The sequence below is a fragment of the Pseudophaeobacter profundi genome (assembly GCF_029697505.1).
GTDB lineage: Bacteria > Pseudomonadota > Alphaproteobacteria > Rhodobacterales > Rhodobacteraceae > Pseudophaeobacter > Pseudophaeobacter profundi.
Map to the genome: position 1 here is coordinate 280,528 of NZ_JARJEF010000003.1, position 17,465 is coordinate 297,992.

Below are 17,465 nucleotides of genomic sequence, written 5' to 3' on the forward strand. Positions count from 1 at the left end.
GCACCCTCCATCTTGCAGTATTTCCGTACTCTGCGGCGGCAGCGGTATTGCCGCAACCCGGTGACATCAAATCTCACGCAGAGGTGAGGGCAAGTTACCGCTTGGAAATTGGATCCAATCCTTCTAGCGTGCCGTCAAACGGAGGATACCATGTCAGAAAAAATGAGCACCCATCAGGCTGCAGAAGATCAGCGCAACGAAGAGATCCTGATCTATCTGAATGGTAAAATCGTGCCCAAGGCCGAGGCAACGGTCAGCGTTTATGACAGCGGCTTCATGCTGGGCGATGGGGTCTGGGAAGGGCTGCGGCTGTATAATGGCACATGGGCCTTTATTGACGCCCATCTTGATCGTCTGTTCGAGGCCGCAAAGGCGATTGACCTGGACATCGGTTTGGACCGAGATGGCGTGAAAAATGCTATATTAGAGACGCAAAAGGCCAATGGCATGACCACAGATGCCCATGCCCGGCTGATGCTGACGCGGGGGGTAAAGACACGGCCGTTCCAGCATCCGTCCTTGTCGCAGCAGGGGCCGACCATGGTGATCATCATGGAACATTCAAAACCCAACCTGCCGCGCCCCATCCGGCTGGCAACCGTGCCGCATCTGCGTGGGCTGCCGATGACCCAGGATCCAAAGCTGAATTCCCATTCCAAACTGAACTGCATCCTGGCCTGTATCGCAGCGGAGAAGGCCGGTGCGGACGAAGGGCTGATGCTGGATGTGAACGGCTTTGTGAACACCACCAATGCTTGCAACTTTTTCATTGTGCGCGGCGGTGCCGTTTGGACGTCGACCGGGGACTACTGCATGAATGGCATTACCCGACAAAAGGTCATCGACCTGTGCCGTGCCAATGATATTCCGGTGTTTGAACGCAACTATTCGCTGGTGGATACCTACGGCGCCGATGAGGCTTTCTTGACCGGTACATTTGGTGCGCAGACCCCTGTGGGGGATATTGATGGCCGCCAGATCGGCAGCGGGGAAATGGGACCCGTGACCAAGCGTATTCGTGCGCTGTACAAGGACATGATCGAAGCGGAGTGCGCCTGATGCGGATCGCCATGTGGTCCGGCCCGCGTAACCTGTCGACGGCAATGATGTATGCCTTTGGCAATCGTGGTGATTGCGCGGTGGTGGATGAACCCTTCTATGCGGCCTATCTGGCCATGACGGGCCTGACACATCCGATGCAGGCAGAAATCCTGGAAAGCCAACCACAGGATGCCAAAGCCGTGGCAAAGACCCTGTTGGGACCGGTGCCTGCGGCCAAGCCCTATTTCTATCAAAAGCATATGACCCAGCACATGATCGCCGGGGTGCCGCGGGATTGGATGCGTGAGGTCACAAATGTCTTCCTGATCCGCCATCCGGCACGGGTCATCGCCTCTTATGCGGCGAAACGAGAGAACCCGACGCTGGATGATATTGGCTTTCGCCAACAGGCAGAGCTGTTTGAGCTGTGCCAAAGCTGGGGGCAGGTGCCGGTGGTTGTGGATAGTCACGACATCCGCGAAGACCCTGGTGCCAAGCTTCCGCAGCTCTGCGATGCGATTGGCCTGCCGCCTTCGCCCAAGATGCTGAGTTGGCCCAAGGGCGGCCACCCGGATGATGGCGTCTGGGCCCCTGTCTGGTACGGTGCCGTGTGGAATTCAACGGGTTTTGCCGGTGCTGAAGGTCCATTGCCGCAAGTGCCTGATACGTTGCGTCCAGTGTTGGATGCAGCTTTGCCTTATTATGAGGCGATGAAGGCGCAAAAGATCTGAAAGGTATTTGCGGGGGCTTTGCCCCCCGCGCCTGGGGGCGCTCCCCCCAAGGTATTTATGGTAAGATGAAATAGATCAGCCGATCAGTTTTCCCAGCTTCATTGCGGTGGTCATATCGCCGGAAATTTTCAACTTGCCCATCATCACCCCGGTCATCGGATTGAGCTTGCCTGTGAGCAGTTTGATCAGATTATCCTGGGTGAGTTTGATGGTGCAATCGGTGTCGCGATCCGTTGTTGTAGCGCAGCCATCGGCCAGAATGATGACGCCATCTTTGCCACAGTCAAATTTCAGAGATCCTTCAAAGGTCTTACCGTGAAGCCCGTCAGAAATGCCGTTTGCAATGTCTTGTAGCACCATCGGATTGTCCCCTTGGAATGTCACACAAAGGGATAGGCCAGCCCGCGATAGCCGACAAGCCTGACGGGGCGGCAGGGGCAGGGCAAAAGGAAAAATGCCCAGAATCAGAGCCTGTTTCGTCGTTCAGGCGATGGCTTGAAGCGTCACGTCGCAGGGGCTGGCGGCAAAGAAGATTGCCAGAACTTCGGCAAAGACATCGGGCGCGCCGGGAACTGCGGCAAACAATGTCATCGAGGATCGCAGTTTCTTGGCATCGGTTGCACCAAGGATGCTGGCGGCCTCTTGCCCCTGATGGGTCAACATCAGTTGGCTGACTTCAACCAAGCGGGTGCGCAGGGTGTCGTTACCCAGATAGGCGGTGGCCTCTGCCAGGTCTTCGATACCGTAGAGCTGCGCCATGTGTGACTGGCCCAGTTCGGCCAGCTGGGGAAAGACGAACCACATCCAGTGGCCCGTCTTCTTACCCGCGCTCAGCTCTGCCAGGACATCCGGCCAAACGGTATCCTGGGCCTCGACAAACATCTCCAGCTCTTCTTCGAAGTCGTCTTCGAAATCACCGTCCATGTCGTCAAAGTCGCTCATTTTTTCAACCGACGATCACGGGCTGCCAGCAGTTTCAGGCGCAGCGCGTTGAGCTGAATGAAGCCCGCCGCATCTGTCTGGTCATAGGCGCCGGCATCTTCTTCGAAGGTTACATGGGCCTCGGAATAGAGCGAATGATCGGACCAGCGGCCAACGGTCGAGGCCATGCCTTTGTAGAGCTTGAGACGCACGGTGCCGGTAACATGACCCTGGCTGGCATCGATTGCCGCTTGCAGCATTTCGCGTTCGGGGCTGTACCAGAAGCCATTGTAGATGAGTTCTGCATATTTTGGCATCAGCTCATCTTTGAGATGCATTGCACCCCGGTCCATGGTGATGGATTCAATGCCGCGGTGCGCTTCGAGCAGGATGGTGCCGCCGGGGGTTTCGTAGATGCCACGCGATTTCATGCCAACAAAGCGGCCTTCGACCAGATCGAGGCGGCCAATACCATGCTTGCGGCCATATTCGTTCAGCGCTGTCAGCACGGTGGCGGGCGACATGGCTTCGCCATTGATGGAGACGGGATCGCCTTTTTCAAAGCCGATTTCGATGAATTCGGGTGTGTCTGGTGCATCTTCGGGATTAACCGTGCGCTGATAGACATAATCGGGTGCCATTTCGGCGGGGTCTTCCAGCACCTTGCCCTCGGAAGAGGTGTGCAAGAGGTTGGCATCCACCGAGAAGGGGGCTTCGCCGCGCTTGTCCTTGGCCACGGGGATCTGGTTTGCCTCGGCAAATTCCAGCAGGCGGGTGCGCGAGGTCAGATCCCATTCGCGCCAGGGCGCGATGACCTTGATGTCGGGGTTCAGCGCATAGGCGGCCAGTTCAAAGCGAACCTGGTCGTTGCCCTTGCCGGTGGCGCCATGGGCAACCGCGTCGGCGCCGGTGGCTTCGGCGATTTCCACCAGACGTTTGGAGATCAGCGGCCGCGCAATTGAGGTGCCCAGCAGGTAGAGACCCTCATAGACCGCATTGGCGCGGAACATTGGGAAGACAAAGTCCCGCACGAATTCTTCGCGGACGTCTTCGATATAGATGTTTTCCGGTTTGATGCCGAGCATCTCTGCCTTTTTGCGGGCGGGCTCCAGCTCTTCACCCTGGCCAAGGTCGGCGGTGAAGGTGACAACTTCGCAGCCGTATTCGGTCTGCAGCCACTTCAGGATGATTGAGGTATCAAGGCCACCGGAATAGGCCAGCACAACTTTCTTGGGCGCGGACATGGAATTTCCTCTCAGTCAGATCGACTGGGCGATACCGGGTTTCACGTGCGAGGGCAAGGTTTGGCGGGGTTTTCCTTTCCTATACACTCGCATAACGTGACAAAATATATGCAGTTCTTTCGTGGGGTGTTGGCCGTGACAGGTTGGAAGATTTTTTCTCATTCAGTTTTCTTGCTGAAACATAATTTTAGTGATGCGGTTCGGATTTCCTGGCCGCTGATCTTGATCACTGTTTTGGGGTTCATTTTCGGCAGCTCGGCTGACGTCAGCGGTGATTTTGCTGCGGCGCAACAGGTAACTGGTGCGGATATCCTGTTGCAGCTGGCCATGGCGGTTGCCGGTGTCTGGGTTGCCGTCGCCTGGCATCGCTATGTACTGCTAGAGGAGGCATCCGGTCCTATCCCGCCGTTTCATGGCATGCGTATGCTTGCCTATTTCTTTACTGCAGTTTTGTTGGGTCTTGGCATCGGGCTGCTTGTTGGCATTGCTGGGGCAGTGATCGGAATGGTTACCTATAACCTGATGCCAGTGTTTTTCGTGTTGCTGTTTGCGCTGGTTGTTGTGGCAATCTGGATGTTCTACCGGTTGTCGCCTTTGTTGCCCGCGGCGGCCCTGGGTGAAAAGCTGGGCGTGAAAGAAGCCTGGGAAGCCACGGCACAGATTTCGGGGGCCGTCTTGATGGCGGTATTGTTCTTGGCTTTGTCGGCCGTGGCGATCGGGGTTGTTGCGGCTTTTGTGCTGATTCCGCTGAGCATTACGCTGGGGCTGGCGGCGATTGCTGCGCTGCAATGGGCCTATACCATGGTTGGGATCAGTATTTTGACCACTGTATATGGCATCAGTATCCAGGGGCGGTCGCTGTAATCGGGGCTGCTTTACGCCTGACATTAGCCAGCCCCCTTGCCTTGGGGGCTGGCTTGGGTCACTCAATAGCGCATGAGCAATCCAGACACCCCTTTTCATACTGCCGCCCGTGCCGCCGAAGCAGCGATGCGCGATGTTTTTCCCGCAACGCCATTGCAGCGCAATGTGCATCTGTCTGAACGGTTCGAGGCTGATATCTACCTCAAGCGCGAAGATCTGAGCCCGGTGCGATCCTACAAGATTCGTGGTGCCTTTAACGCCATGCGCAAACAGCCTGATCAGCAGTTGTTTGTTTGCGCCTCGGCGGGGAATCACGCGCAGGGCGTGGCCTTCATGTGCAAACATATGGGCGTCATGGGCGTGATCTTTATGCCGGTGACGACACCGCAGCAGAAAATTCAGAAAACCCGGATGTTTGGCGGTGACAATGTCGAGATCCATCTGGTTGGCGACTACTTTGACGTCACGCTGGCCGCTGCACAGGATTGGTGCGCCCGTGAAGGTGGGCATTTCCTGTCGCCCTTTGACGATGCGGATGTGATTGAGGGGCAAAGCTCTATCGCGGTCGAGATCGAGGCGCAGCTGGGCCGGGTGCCGGACCATGTGGTTCTGCCAGTGGGCGGCGGTGGCATGTCCGCTGGTGTCACCACCTGGTTTGGTGATCGGGTGCACAGTCTTTATGTCGAACCGGCTGGCGGCGCCTGCCTGCGTGCTGCACTTGCTGCCGGGCGACCGGTGGCGCTGGACCATGTGGATACATTTGTCGATGGCGCTGCGGTGGGTCGCCTTGGTGCGCGTCCCTATGAGGCGCTGAAACATGTGCTGTTACCGGATGTCATTTCCCTGGCAGAAGATCGGGTCTGCGCCACCATCATCGAGATGCTGAATGTTGAAGGGATTGTGCTGGAGCCGGCGGGCGCTTTGGCGATTGAGGCGCTGGGCGATCTGCGGTCCTGGATCCGCGGCAAGACGGTTGTTTGTATCACCTCGGGCGGGAATTTTGATTTTGAACGCCTGCCAGAGGTCAAGGAACGGGCACTCCGTTACAGCGGCGTCAAAAAGTACTTTCTCTTGCGTCTGCCGCAGCGGCCCGGCGCTTTGAAAGAGTTCCTTGGCATGCTGGGGCCAGAGGATGATATCGCGCGGTTTGAATATCTGAAGAAATCGGCCCGAAACTTTGGCTCGGTCCTGATCGGGATAGAGACCAAGCGGCCAGAGAATTTTTCCGACTTTTTTGCCCGCCTGGATGCTGCGGGCATGTCCTATACAGATATCACCAGTGATGAGACACTGGCGCAATTCTTGATTTAATACAGAATTCTACTGGCAATTAATGGTCGGAAACTTCTGCCAGGAAGACCTGCTTTGACTGATCGAAGCTTGCCAGAATTCCAGGCAGATCGACAGTATCTGCTGCGCCCCCGGCTGCTTGGCGTTCGCCTTTGAGGCAAAGGTCCGAGAACCGGTCAAAGCCAAGATTCAAGGCACATCCCTTGAGGAAATGCAGGTCTTGTTCCAGCTGGCCGCGATCTTCACCGCGCAGCTTTTCAATAATTTCGTCGACTTCCTCTAAAAAAAGTTCCACAACTTCGTCAAATCCATCGGACCCAATTTCGTCTTTCAACTCTTTTACCCGAGGCCAATTTATCATCGTCGTGTTCCTGTTTGCCTTCAGTTTGCGGAGGTTAGCTTGGCTATATATAGTAAACTTATGATGAAAAATCGACAACAGGACAAATTTTCACGTTCACATCGTATTAAAGGTCTGCACGGATAATAATAGCAGTGATAAGGCCGCGATCATTTTTTATGAGGTACCAAGGGTGCTGCAAGACAGTTCATCGGACAACGAGGAACACGCCATGAGCGGGTCGATTAGCCGTGTGCTGGTTGTCGACGACAGCCGCTTGCAGCGCCGGATACTTGTTGCCTCCTTGCAAAAGTGGGGGTTCGATGTCGTCGAGGCAGACAGCGGCGAGGCTGCGATGGAGATTTGCCGCCAAGAGCCGCCGGACCTGATTCTCAGCGATTGGATGATGCCGGGGATGAATGGGCTGGAATTCTGTCAGGCCTTTCGCGAACAATCCAAAGACAACTACGGCTATTTCATTCTGCTGACCTCCAAGAGCGAAAAGAACGAGGTTGCCGAAGGTCTGGATGCCGGCGCCGATGATTTCCTGACCAAGCCAGTCAGTTCGGATGAGCTGCGGGCGCGGATCTCTGCCGGTGAACGTATCCTGCGCATGCAGCGAGAGCTGTCGGAAAAGAATCGTATCGTTTCCGACACGCTGGACGAATTGCAGCGCGTCTATGACGCCATCGACAAGGATCTTATCCAGGCCCGCAAAATCCAGGAATCACTGGTGCCGGAGCTGTCGAAAGAGTTTGGCTCTTCCACGGTGAGCCTGTTGCTGAAGCCCTGTGGCCATATCGGCGGTGACCTGGTTGGCATGTTCTGCCCCAGTGTGAATCAGATTGGCTTTTATTCGATTGATGTGTCGGGGCATGGCATTACCTCGGCGATGATGACGGCCCGTCTGGGCGGCTATCTCTCTTCGACCTATTATGATCAGAACGTCGGGATGGAGCAGAGATTCAAGCGGTTCTATGCCCTGCGGCAACCGGATGAGGTGGCGCGGCTGCTGAACGCGCGCCTGATTGCGGATACTGGCATCGAAGAATATTTCACCATGGCCTATTGCATCGTCGATCTGCGCAATGGGTTGTTGAAAATGGTGCAGGCCGGACATCCGCACCCGCTATTGCTGCGCCGTGATGGCACCACCGAATTCCTTGGCAAGGGCGGTGTGCCGATCGGTTTGGTGCCGGATATCAGCCACAGCCAAGAAGAAATCCACCTGGAAAAAGGCGATCGCCTACTGCTGTATTCCGACGGTTTCACCGAGGCGCGGCTGGAAAACGGCGAGATGCTGGAGACAGAGGGGCTGCTGGACCTGATCGACAAATGTGATCGGGGCCAGAGCGGCAAGGAATTCCTGGATGACCTATACTGGAACCTGACGCAGATCATGTCGTCGGAACACGGGCTGGAAGATGACGTCTCTGCGACCCTGTTTGAATTCGAAGGTCCCTGATTTAGGGTCTTAAACGGCGCGAAAATCGCGCCGCGCTAGCGCTTGCAGAAATACTGCTGCGCAAAATGCCGATCCCCCGGATTCCCCAGGCAGGATATGACATCCTGTGGTGCCAACCAGACGGCCTGATGCTGGCTTTCGGCGGGTGGGCCCAACCGGCGCAGGGGGCGGGCGACATAGATCTGGCAGAGCTTCTCGGCCCAGAGGTCATATTCCGGCATGAAGGTATAGCGGCGAAATGCGCCCAGCCGCCGGGGGGCCGCAATGGACCAGCCGGTTTCCTCAAACACTTCGCGGTGCAGCGCCGGAAGGGGCGATTCGCCTGGATCAATGCCGCCTCCGGGCAGTTGGATTTCCGGGCCGGGCTCTAGCTGGCGGGTCAGCAAGACCTGGCCATCACGGGGCAAAATTGCATAGACACCGGGGCGCATGCGATAGTTTTGACCCAGCTGTGGCCGCTCTCCGAATCGTCTGATCATATCGCCCCCTTCACTCTATTGTGGAAAACCCTATATAGGCTCGATATGCCAACCCTCGGCGCTTAAGGAAACCCCCATGGCTCTTGGATCAAAAATGACGCTTGGATCAAAAATCGCATGGGACGATACCGTCCTGCCCTTTCAGCTTGATGCGTCGGATATGCGCGGTCGTGTGGTGCGATTGGATTCTGCGCTGGATGGTATCCTTAAACAGCACAATTACCCGCCGCAGGTCGAAGCCCTGGTCGCCGAGATGGCCCTGCTGACCGCCTTGATCGGCCAGACGGTGAAGCTGCGCTGGAAACTGTCGCTGCAGGTTCAGTCCAAAGGCGCGGTGCGGATGATCGCCACTGATTATTATGCGCCGCAAAAAGAGGGCGATCCCGCACGCATTCGCGCCTATGCCAGCTATGATGCGGATCGGTTGACCGATGCAGCCCCCTTTGATCAGGTGGGCGAGGGCTATTTTGCGGTGATGATTAACCAGGGCGAAGATACCACACCCTATCAGGGCATTGCTGCCCTGGACGGGCCGTCGCTGGCGGCCTGTGCCGGTGCCTATTTTGCCCAGTCAGAACAATTGCCGACGGTGTTCAGCCTAAGCTTTGGCAAATCGTCCAGTCCCGGTGTGGCAGAACATTGGCGTGCCGGCGGCATGATGCTGCAGCATATGCCCAAGGCCTCTCCGTTTGTGGCGGGCGGAGCCGAGGGCACGGGCTCCACGCTTCAGCCAGAGGATCTTGTTGAAGGCGAAGCCGCCGAGAACTGGCACCGGGTCAATACCTTGATGGCCACGGTCGAAGAGCTGGAACTGATCGGACCCTCGGTCACGCCAACCGAATTGCTGCTGCGCCTGTTCCACGAAGAACAGCCACGGGTCTATGATGCCCAGTCAGTGCATTTTGGCTGTACCTGTTCTGAAGAACGCGTGCGCCAAAGCCTGTCGATCTATTCGGCGAAGGACATCGCAACCATGACCACCGACGAGGGCCGTGTCACGGCGGATTGCCAGTTCTGTAGCGCCCATTACGATCTGGACCCGGCGAGCGTTGGCTTTGAAGCGGAAACCGCAACAGGTGACTGATCTGCGGCAGGCATTGCAGGCCGCCCTGTCCAAGTCACAGACCCAGGGGCAGGCGGGCGAGGCAGGGCAGGCCGGGTCTTCGGATTTTGACCTCAACCCCGATCTTGTGGTGCCTCGCCCGCGCAGGCTGCGTCCGGCCGGGGTCTTGGTGGCGATTTCATTGGCCCAGGCTGATCAGCCACGGGTGATCCTGACCAAACGGTCGTCGGCGTTGAAACACCACCCTGGCCAGATCGCTTTTCCCGGTGGCAAGGTTGATGCAGGCGACGCCGATGTGATCGCCGCGGCCCTGCGCGAAGCCTGGGAAGAAATTGGCCTGCCGCAAGACCTGCCCGATGTTATCGGCCAGCTGCCCAGCCATGAAACCGTGACCAGCTTTCAGGTGACCCCGGTGGTGGCGCTGCTGCATGAAGATTTTGAGATCCGGCCAGAGGTCGGCGAGGTTGCCGAAGTCTTTTCCGTGCCGCTGTCGCATCTGCTGGATCCGGCAAAATATACCGTCACTGCGCGCAGTTGGCGCGGCACCCGCCGACATTATTATACCGTGCCATTTGGGCCCTATTACATCTGGGGCGCCACCGCGCGGATGTTGTTCAACCTTGCTAAAGTGATGCAGAAATGACCTCTCTTGCGGCGCAGCCCTGGTTACAGAATCCGGCAACGCAGCAGGTCTGCGCGGCGCTGACGGTACAGGGTGCGGCGGCCTATTTTGTCGGCGGCTGTGTGCGCAATGCGCTGATGGGGGTGGCGGTTTCGGATATCGACATTGCCACTGATGCCACGCCGCAAGAGGTGCTGGCCCTGGCGCAGGCGGCGGGGATCAAGGCGATCCCCACCGGGATCGACCATGGCACCGTGACGCTGGTGGCCAATCATATCCCGCATGAGGTGACCACCTTTCGCAAGGATGTGACCACCGATGGTCGCCGCGCTGTCGTGGCCTTTTCCCAAGATATTGCCGAGGACGCCGCCCGGCGCGATTTCACCATGAATGCGCTTTATGCCCGCCCCGATGGCAGCCTGGTTGACCCGCTGCAGGGGCTGGCTGACCTGCAGGCCCGGCGGGTGCGCTTTATCGGTACGGCAGGGAATCGCATCTGCGAAGATTACCTGCGTATCCTACGGTATTTTCGCTTTCACGCCTGGTATGGCGATGCCCAGGCGGGGTTTGATCCTGATGCTCTGGCGGCGATTGCGAATAATCTGGAAGGGCTGTCGCAGCTTTCACTTGAACGGGTCAGCAGCGAAATGCTGAAACTGCTTGCTGCCGCTGATCCCGCCCCGGCGATTGCGGTGATGCGCCAGCTGGGGGTGCTGGGGCAGGTGTTGCCCGGCAGCCATGATCGCGCCCTGGCGCCGCTGGTTCATCTGCAGGATGTGCAGTGCCAGGATAATCCTGGGGCTGCCATAAAACCCGATCCTATCTGCAGACTGGCGGCGCTGGGCGGCGAAGAGTTGCTGCCCTATCTGCGCCTCAGCAAGGCGCAGGCGCGCCGATTGCAGCAGCTGCGCAGCGCTGCGACTGGTTCCGACAGGGCCAGCAAGCTGAGCTATCAGTTGGGATCTGACATGGCACGATCTGCCTGTCTGTTGCGCGCAGCCTTGATGGAACAGCCGGTTTCCCCTTATTTAGAGCCTGATCTGGCGCGCGGAGCTGCGGCTGTCTTTCCGGTTGTGGCGGCGGATCTGATGCCGGATCTGTCTGGACCCGCGCTTGGCGCTGCGCTGAAGAAATTGCAGCAGGCCTGGATTGAGTCCGGCTTTGAGCTGACCCGCGAAGACCTGTTGCAGCGGTTGAAATAACGCGCGGCATCCCCAGACCGAAACCACCGGGGCGTAGCTGCGGGGCCTAGCCGGGGGTGACAGTCAGAGATATTTTAAGTATCCGGAGCAGAGCCAAGACACTTATGCCGGGTGGGATGCATATGCACCACTGCATTTGGTCCAGCTAAGGTTATCGCGCCCGCGCCTTGGCGGGCATCGTATCACGCCTTATCTGCAATACTGCACGTCTCATTTGATCACATCCGTTGGAGCGCACTTCCGATGTTTCGCTTTTTTGAAAATCTTGTTGATCCCTATTGCGACTATCGCGAAACGGACCAACCGCCGACCCGGCTATGGCCCTTTCTAAAGGCCTATACTGTGCCGTTTCGCATGGTTTTCATACTGACGGCCTGCATGTCGGTGGTGGTTGCGGCGATCGAGGTTGGCCTGATCTATTACATGGGCCGGGTGGTGGATCTGCTGAGCAAGACGCCCGAGCAGGTCTGGCAGCAGCACGGGACAGAGCTGATCCTGGTGGGGCTGTTCATTCTGCTGCTGCGGCCGATCCTGCAATTGGCTGATGTCTTGTTGCTGAATAATGCGATCCTGCCGAATTTCGGCACCCTGATCCGCTGGCGCGCCCATAAACATGTGCTGCGCCAGTCTGTGTCGTGGTTTGAAAACGACTTTGCCGGCCGCATTGCCAACCGCATCATGCAAACGCCGCCAGCAGCGGGCGAGGTGGTGTTTCAGGTTTTTGACGCCATCACCTTTTCGCTGGCCTATCTGGTTGGCGCGGCGATCATGCTGATGGTGGCCGATGCGCGGCTGATGCTGCCGCTTTTGGTCTGGTTTGGCTTTTATGCGCTGCTGGTGCGCTGGACGATCCGGCGCGTCGGGCCGGCCAGCCAGGCGGCGTCCGATGCGCGTTCAACCGTAACGGGCCGGGTGGTGGACAGCTATTCCAATATTCATTCGGTCAAGATGTTTGCCCATGACGACCGTGAACTATCCTATGCAAAAGAGGCAATTGAAAACACCCGCGAGACCTTTCAGCAGGAAATGCGGATTTTCACTGTGATGGATGCTGTTCTCGTTACCTTGAACGGGCTGTTGATTGTGGGTGTGGTGGGCTGGGCCCTGCATCTGTGGATGATTGGCGCGGCCTCTGCCGGGGTGGTGGCGGCGGCGACGGCGCTGACCCTGCGGCTGAACGCGATGACCGGCTGGATCATGTGGGCGCTGACGTCGTTTTTCCGCCAGCTTGGCGTAGTGGCCGAGGGGATGGAGACCATCGCGCAACCGATTGATCTGGTGGATGCCAAGGAGGCCAAGCCGCTACAGCTGACACAGGGCGCGGTTGTGCTGAAGGATCTGTCGCATCACTATGGCCGCGAGGCCGGCGGTCTGGATCACCTTGATCTGGCGATCAAGCCTGGGGAAAAGATTGGCCTTGTAGGGCGATCTGGCGCGGGCAAGTCAACGCTGGTCAAGCTGCTTTTACGGTTTTACGACCCCGATGCCGGGCAAATCCTGATAGATAATCAGGACATTCGCCATGTCACGCAGGATTCGCTGCGCAGCGCCATCGGCATGGTGCAGCAGGACAGCGCCCTGTTGCACCGATCAGTGCGCGATAACCTGCTCTATGGCCGCCCTGATGCAAGCGAGGCGGATATCATCGCTGCCGCCAAACAGGCGCAGGCGCATGATTTCATTCTGGATCTCGAAGATCCCCAGGGCAGGCGCGGCTATGATGCCCATGTGGGCGAGCGTGGCGTGAAGCTATCGGGCGGGCAACGCCAGCGGGTGACCTTGGCGCGGGTGATTCTAAAGGATGCGCCGATCCTGCTGCTGGACGAGGCCACCTCGGCACTGGATTCCGAGGTCGAGGCCGAAATTCAGCAGACGCTCTATGGGATGATGCAGGGCAAGACGGTGATTGCAATTGCACATCGGCTGTCCACCATCGCACAGATGGACCGCATTTTGGTACTGGATCAGGGCCGGATTGCAGAACAGGGTTGCCATGTGGATCTGCTGCAGGCCCAAGGGCTCTACGCCCAGTTTTGGGCCCGGCAATCTGGTGGGTTTTTGAATATCGAGGCAGCAGAATGAAGATAGGCAATCTCATCGACGCATTTCAGCCCGCCAAGGGCGCCCCCCCCAATACCCTGGGCGCCTTTATGATGTGGTGCCTGTCGGGTGCCTGGCCGATGCTGATCCTGGCGGCGGGGTTTTCTGCCCTGGCCGGCGCGATGGAGGCCGGCACCGCCTATATCCTGGGGCTGGTGATTGATACCTCTCTGGCAAGCGGGCCAGAGCAGTTTTTCACCATGGGCAATATTGTGGTCATTCTGGGCGCATTGGGTTTTTTCCTGATCCTGCGGCCAGTGCTGTTTGGCCTGTCGGCGGCGTCCAATGCGATTGTGGTGCAGCCCAATGTGAATCCGCTGGTACTGTCGCGGCTCAACCGTTGGACCCTGGGTCAGTCGGTGCGCTTCTTTGACGATGATTTTGCGGGTCGTATTGCGCAGAAACAGATGCAGACGGCCTCGGCGGTGACCTCGGTGGCGACCGAAGTGATCAACGTGGTGGCCTTTGCGCTGGCATCTCTGGCGGGGTCGATGGCCTTGTTGGGGGCAATCGATCTGCGCATCACGCTGCTGTTTGGCCTTTGGCTGCTGGGCTATTTTGCCATGATCAGCTGGTTCTTGCCGCGGGTGCGGCAGCGGTCGGGCAAACGGGCCGGGGCACGGGCCATGGTTTCGGGGCAGGTGGTGGATACCATCACCAATATCAAAACCGTCAAGCTGTTTGCCCATGCCGACCATGAGGAACGCAGCGCCCAGGATGCGATGGTGCAATTCCGCGAGACTGCGCTGGAGTTTGGCTATCTGGCGGCAACCTTCCGGTTTTGCCTGATGACGCTGGCGGGGCTGCTGCCGGTCTTGCTGATTGGTGCGACGCTGATGCTGTGGCGCGACGGATCCGCCACCGAGGGCGATATCGTGGCTGCTGGTGCGGTTTCCATTCGGATTGCACAGATGACCGGCTGGGTCAGCTTTACCCTGATGGCGATCTATTCAAACGTTGGCGAGATTGAAAACGGCATGAAGACCCTCAGCCGTCCGGATCGGGTTGAAGATCGCCCCGAAGCGACGCCCCTGTCGGCGGCCGCAGGGCAGATCACCTTTGATGATGTGGGCTTTGCCTATGGGCGCGATGTGGGTGGGGTGCGCAATGTATCCCTGCAGATCAAAGCGGGGGAAAAACTGGGTATTGTCGGGGCCTCCGGCGCAGGGAAATCCACCCTCGTGTCGCTTTTACTGCGGCTCTATGAGGGGGAAGAGGGCCGGATCCTGATTGATGGTCAGGATATCGCGACGGTCTCGCAGGATAGTCTGCGCAGCCAGATCGGCATGGTCACGCAGGAAACCGCGATGTTCAATCGCTCTGCCCGTGAGAACATTCTTTACGGTCGCCCTGACGCCAGCGAGGCAGAGCTGATCGCGGCGGCGAAACAGGCCGAGGCGCATGATTTCATTCTGGATCTGCAAGACGGGCAGGGGCGGCAGGGATATGACGCCTATCTGGGCGAGCGGGGCGTGAAACTGTCGGGCGGGCAGCGGCAGCGGATCGCGCTGGCGCGGGCAATCCTGAAGGATGCGCCGATCCTGATCATGGATGAGGCAACCTCTGCGCTGGATTCCGAGGTCGAGGCATTGATCCAGTCGGCCCTGGAGCGGGTCATGCATGGCAAGACGGTTCTGGCCATCGCCCACCGTCTGTCCACGCTAAGCGAAATGGACCGCATCATCGTGATGGAGCAGGGCCAAATCGCCGAGGTTGGCAGCCATGCCGAGCTTTTGGCCAAGGGTGGGCTTTATGCGCAGTTTTGGTCGCGTCAGTCCGGCGGTTTCATCTGCACGGATGAGGAAGAGAGCACAGCCGCCGAGTGAGTTGGCCGAGTGAGTTGGCGGGCAATCGGTGGCGGGGCTGTGTATTTGCACTAAAACCGGCTTTCTGTTGCCTTGGCCGGGTTTTCACCTTTTTTAGCGGGCCGACAGTCGCTATCTAGCCCAGATGACAGATGTAGCCAGAACCACAGCAACCATCACCCGCCTTGGACACCAAGGCGATGGTGTCGCCCTCGGCCCGCTTTTTGCGCCCCGTACCCTGCCAGATGAACAGGTCAGCGGTGTGCGGCAGGGCACGCAGCTGACCGATATTCGGATCGAGACGCCATCCGAGCACCGCATTCAGGCGCCCTGTCGCCACTATAAATCCTGCGGTGGCTGTCAGTTGCAGCACGCCAGCGATGATTTTGTCGCAGCCTGGAAGCAGGATATCGTGAAAAATGCTCTGGAGGCACAGGGGCTGGAGACCAGCTTCCGCCCGATCCATACGTCTCCGTCGCAGTCGCGTCGCCGCGCCACGCTGGCTGTCCGGCGCACCAAAAAGGGGGCCATGGCCGGGTTTCATGGCCGTGCCTCTGGGGTGATCACGCCGATTCCCGATTGCCTTTTGCTGGACCCGGCGCTGATTGCGGCCATCCCCCTGGCCGAGGCCCTGGCAATGGCGGGGGCCAGCCGCAAAACGCCACTATCGGTAACGTTGACCCAGTCTGAAACCGGGCTGGATGTGCTGGTGCGTGACGGCAAGCCGCTGGACAGTGATCTGCGGGCCGAATTGGCCGGGCTTGGGGGGCAGCACGGGGTTGCTCGCCTCACCTGGCAGGACGAGCAGGTGGCGATGGAACAGCCGCCCTTGCATAGTTTTGGCTCGGCTCGCGTCTGCCCGCCGCCCGGTGCCTTTTTGCAGGCCACCCGTGATGGCGAAGCGGCGCTGCTGGCCGCCGTGCAAGAAATCACCATGGGCGCCAAGCGCATCGTCGACTTTTTTGCCGGCTGCGGGACGTTTTCACTGCCACTGGCTGCCAATGCCGAAGTCTACGCGCTGGAGGGTGAGGCCGATATGATTGCCGCGCTGCAGGCGGGCTGGCGTCAGGGCAAAGGGCTGAAGAAGCTACAGGCCGAGGTGCGTGATCTGTTCCGCAATCCGCTGCTGCCGGAAGATCTGAAACCCTTTGGCGCCCACTATGAGGCGGCGGTGATTGATCCCCCGCGCGCCGGTGCCGAGGCCCAGGTGGCGCAGCTGGCGGCCGCGCGCCTGCCGGTGATTGCCTATGTGTCCTGCAACCCTGTGACCTTTGCCCGTGATGCCAAAACGCTGGTGGCTGCGGGTTACCGGCTGAATTGGGTGCAGGTTGTGGATCAGTTCAGATGGTCCGCTCATACTGAACTGGTTGCCAGTTTCACCCTGAATGATTGACCGCAGCTGCAGCCCATGCGCAGCCGCCTGCAAGACCGAACTTGGATAGAATCTGATGACAGTGACCGAACGCCTGGATGGGCTTTTGCAAGACGCGCGATTTACCCGTTTCATCATGGCGGTTATTCTGGTCAACGCGGTGACGCTTGGGCTGGAAACCTCTGAGCCAGTGATGGCGCGGATGGGCGAGATGGTCCATCTTATCGACAAGATCTGCCTTGGCATATTTATCGTCGAGATCCTGATTAAACTGTTTGTGCGCCGCCTGCGGTTTTTCCTTAGCGGGTGGAGCCTGTTTGATTTTGTCATCGTGGGCATTGCCCTGGTGCCAGGCGCGCAGGGGTTTTCGGTCTTGCGGGCGCTGCGTATCCTGCGGGTTTTGCGGGTCGTGTCCGTTGCCCCCAGCCTGCGCCGGGTGGTCGAAGGCTTTGTCACCGCGCTGCCGGGCATGGGGTCGGTGTTTCTGCTGATGGCGATCATCTTCTACATTGGCTCGGTGATGGCAACAAAGCTGTTTGGCGCGAGCTTTCCACAATGGTTCGGCAGTCTTGGGCAATCCGGCTATTCCCTATTCCAGATCATGACGCTGGAAAGCTGGTCGATGGGGATCGTGCGGCCTGTGATGGAGGTCTACCCCTATGCCTGGGCCTTCTTTGTGCCATTTATCATGGTGACCACCTTTGCGGTGGTGAACCTGCTGGTGGGTCTGATCGTCAACTCGATGCAGGATGCACATTCCGCCGAAGAGGGCGAGCGCACCGATGCCTATCGTGACGAGGTACTGGAGCGGCTGAAAGCCATTGAAAACATGGTCAACGCGGATCGGTCCGCGCTGCCGGGTTCAGGCGTTGTTTCAGCCCGGGCAGCGGATCAGCCAAAAGATAACAAGTTGTGATTTTGACTTT

At 58.5% G+C, this 17,465-nt stretch carries 17 protein-coding genes; 12 read left to right on the forward strand and 5 right to left on the reverse strand.

Annotation, left to right across the window (positions count from 1 at the left end; genetic code table 11):
- Positions 1 to 150: 150 nt before the first annotated feature.
- Together P2081_RS07290 and P2081_RS07295 are read left to right on the forward strand one after the other, a co-directional pair.
- Positions 151 to 1,059, forward strand: coding sequence for a D-amino acid aminotransferase (locus P2081_RS07290; RefSeq protein ID WP_278922210.1), 909 nt, complete (start codon positions 151 to 153; stop codon positions 1,057 to 1,059).
- Entirely contained in the window at positions 1,059 to 1,772 is a 714-nt protein-coding gene (locus tag P2081_RS07295; protein ID WP_278922211.1) for a sulfotransferase-like domain-containing protein, read from the forward strand. The genes P2081_RS07290 and P2081_RS07295 overlap by 1 nt, the downstream gene beginning before the upstream one ends.
- A 75-nt stretch (positions 1,773 to 1,847) precedes the next feature.
- On the opposite strand, the gene P2081_RS07300 is transcribed toward P2081_RS07295, so the two are convergent.
- From P2081_RS07300 to P2081_RS07310, 3 genes are all read right to left on the reverse strand, one after another.
- Positions 1,848 to 2,132 carry an SCP2 sterol-binding domain-containing protein gene (locus P2081_RS07300; RefSeq protein ID WP_278922212.1) on the reverse strand — a complete coding sequence of 95 codons (285 nt, stop codon included), beginning with the start codon at positions 2,130 to 2,132 and terminating at the stop codon, positions 1,848 to 1,850.
- 123 nt (positions 2,133 to 2,255) lie between these two features.
- Entirely contained in the window at positions 2,256 to 2,714 is a 459-nt protein-coding gene (locus tag P2081_RS07305) for a DUF1810 domain-containing protein (RefSeq protein ID WP_278922213.1), read from the reverse strand.
- Positions 2,711 to 3,937: an argininosuccinate synthase gene (locus P2081_RS07310; protein ID WP_278922214.1), complete on the reverse strand. Its 1,227-nt coding sequence runs from the start codon at positions 3,935 to 3,937 to the stop codon at positions 2,711 to 2,713. The genes P2081_RS07305 and P2081_RS07310 overlap by 4 nt, the downstream gene beginning before the upstream one ends.
- Before the next feature lie 222 nt (positions 3,938 to 4,159).
- Here P2081_RS07310 and P2081_RS07315 point away from each other — a divergent pair, with 222 nt between their 5' ends.
- Together P2081_RS07315 and ilvA are read left to right on the forward strand one after the other, a co-directional pair.
- Positions 4,160 to 4,801, forward strand: coding sequence for a hypothetical protein (locus P2081_RS07315; protein WP_278922215.1), 642 nt, complete (start codon positions 4,160 to 4,162; stop codon positions 4,799 to 4,801).
- Between the two features lie 72 nt (positions 4,802 to 4,873).
- Positions 4,874 to 6,112, forward strand: a complete 1,239-nt coding sequence (ilvA, locus tag P2081_RS07320) for a threonine ammonia-lyase IlvA (RefSeq protein WP_278922216.1) — start codon at positions 4,874 to 4,876, stop codon at positions 6,110 to 6,112.
- Positions 6,113 to 6,131: 19 nt separating this feature from the next.
- Here ilvA and P2081_RS07325 read toward each other — a convergent pair whose 3' ends face one another.
- Complete coding sequence (locus tag P2081_RS07325; protein ID WP_278922352.1) at positions 6,132 to 6,452, reverse strand: Hpt domain-containing protein; 321 nt, start codon at positions 6,450 to 6,452, stop codon at positions 6,132 to 6,134.
- Positions 6,453 to 6,663: 211 nt separating this feature from the next.
- Between P2081_RS07325 and P2081_RS07330 the strand changes: the two genes are divergently transcribed.
- Positions 6,664 to 7,896 carry a PP2C family protein-serine/threonine phosphatase gene (locus tag P2081_RS07330; protein WP_278922217.1) on the forward strand — a complete coding sequence of 411 codons (1,233 nt, stop codon included), beginning with the start codon at positions 6,664 to 6,666 and terminating at the stop codon, positions 7,894 to 7,896.
- Positions 7,897 to 7,931: 35 nt separating this feature from the next.
- On the opposite strand, the gene P2081_RS07335 is transcribed toward P2081_RS07330, so the two are convergent.
- Complete coding sequence (locus P2081_RS07335; RefSeq protein WP_278922218.1) at positions 7,932 to 8,375, reverse strand: NUDIX hydrolase; 444 nt, start codon at positions 8,373 to 8,375, stop codon at positions 7,932 to 7,934.
- 94 nt (positions 8,376 to 8,469) lie between these two features.
- On the opposite strand from P2081_RS07335, the gene hslO reads away from it, so the two are divergent.
- From hslO to P2081_RS07370, 7 genes are all read left to right on the forward strand, one after another.
- The gene (hslO, locus tag P2081_RS07340) at positions 8,470 to 9,459 is read left to right on the forward strand and encodes an Hsp33 family molecular chaperone HslO (RefSeq protein WP_278922353.1); all 990 of its coding nucleotides are present in this window, start codon (positions 8,470 to 8,472) and stop codon (positions 9,457 to 9,459) included.
- Positions 9,452 to 10,081, forward strand: a complete 630-nt coding sequence (locus tag P2081_RS07345) for a CoA pyrophosphatase (protein ID WP_417700118.1) — start codon at positions 9,452 to 9,454, stop codon at positions 10,079 to 10,081. Before hslO ends, P2081_RS07345 begins: the two co-directional genes overlap by 8 nt.
- Positions 10,078 to 11,262, forward strand: coding sequence for a CCA tRNA nucleotidyltransferase (locus P2081_RS07350; RefSeq protein ID WP_278922219.1), 1,185 nt, complete (start codon positions 10,078 to 10,080; stop codon positions 11,260 to 11,262). Before P2081_RS07345 ends, P2081_RS07350 begins: the two co-directional genes overlap by 4 nt.
- A gap of 243 nt (positions 11,263 to 11,505) precedes the next feature.
- Complete coding sequence (locus P2081_RS07355; protein ID WP_278922220.1) at positions 11,506 to 13,344, forward strand: ABC transporter ATP-binding protein; 1,839 nt, start codon at positions 11,506 to 11,508, stop codon at positions 13,342 to 13,344.
- Positions 13,341 to 15,188, forward strand: a complete 1,848-nt coding sequence (locus P2081_RS07360) for an ABC transporter ATP-binding protein (protein ID WP_278922221.1) — start codon at positions 13,341 to 13,343, stop codon at positions 15,186 to 15,188. Before P2081_RS07355 ends, P2081_RS07360 begins: the two co-directional genes overlap by 4 nt.
- Before the next feature lie 124 nt (positions 15,189 to 15,312).
- A complete protein-coding gene (locus tag P2081_RS07365; protein WP_278922222.1) occupies positions 15,313 to 16,560 on the forward strand; it encodes a class I SAM-dependent RNA methyltransferase in 1,248 nt (415 codons plus the stop codon).
- Between the two features lie 55 nt (positions 16,561 to 16,615).
- Positions 16,616 to 17,455 carry an ion transporter gene (locus tag P2081_RS07370; RefSeq protein ID WP_278922223.1) on the forward strand — a complete coding sequence of 280 codons (840 nt, stop codon included), beginning with the start codon at positions 16,616 to 16,618 and terminating at the stop codon, positions 17,453 to 17,455.
- The last annotated feature ends 10 nt before the right edge of the window (positions 17,456 to 17,465 follow it).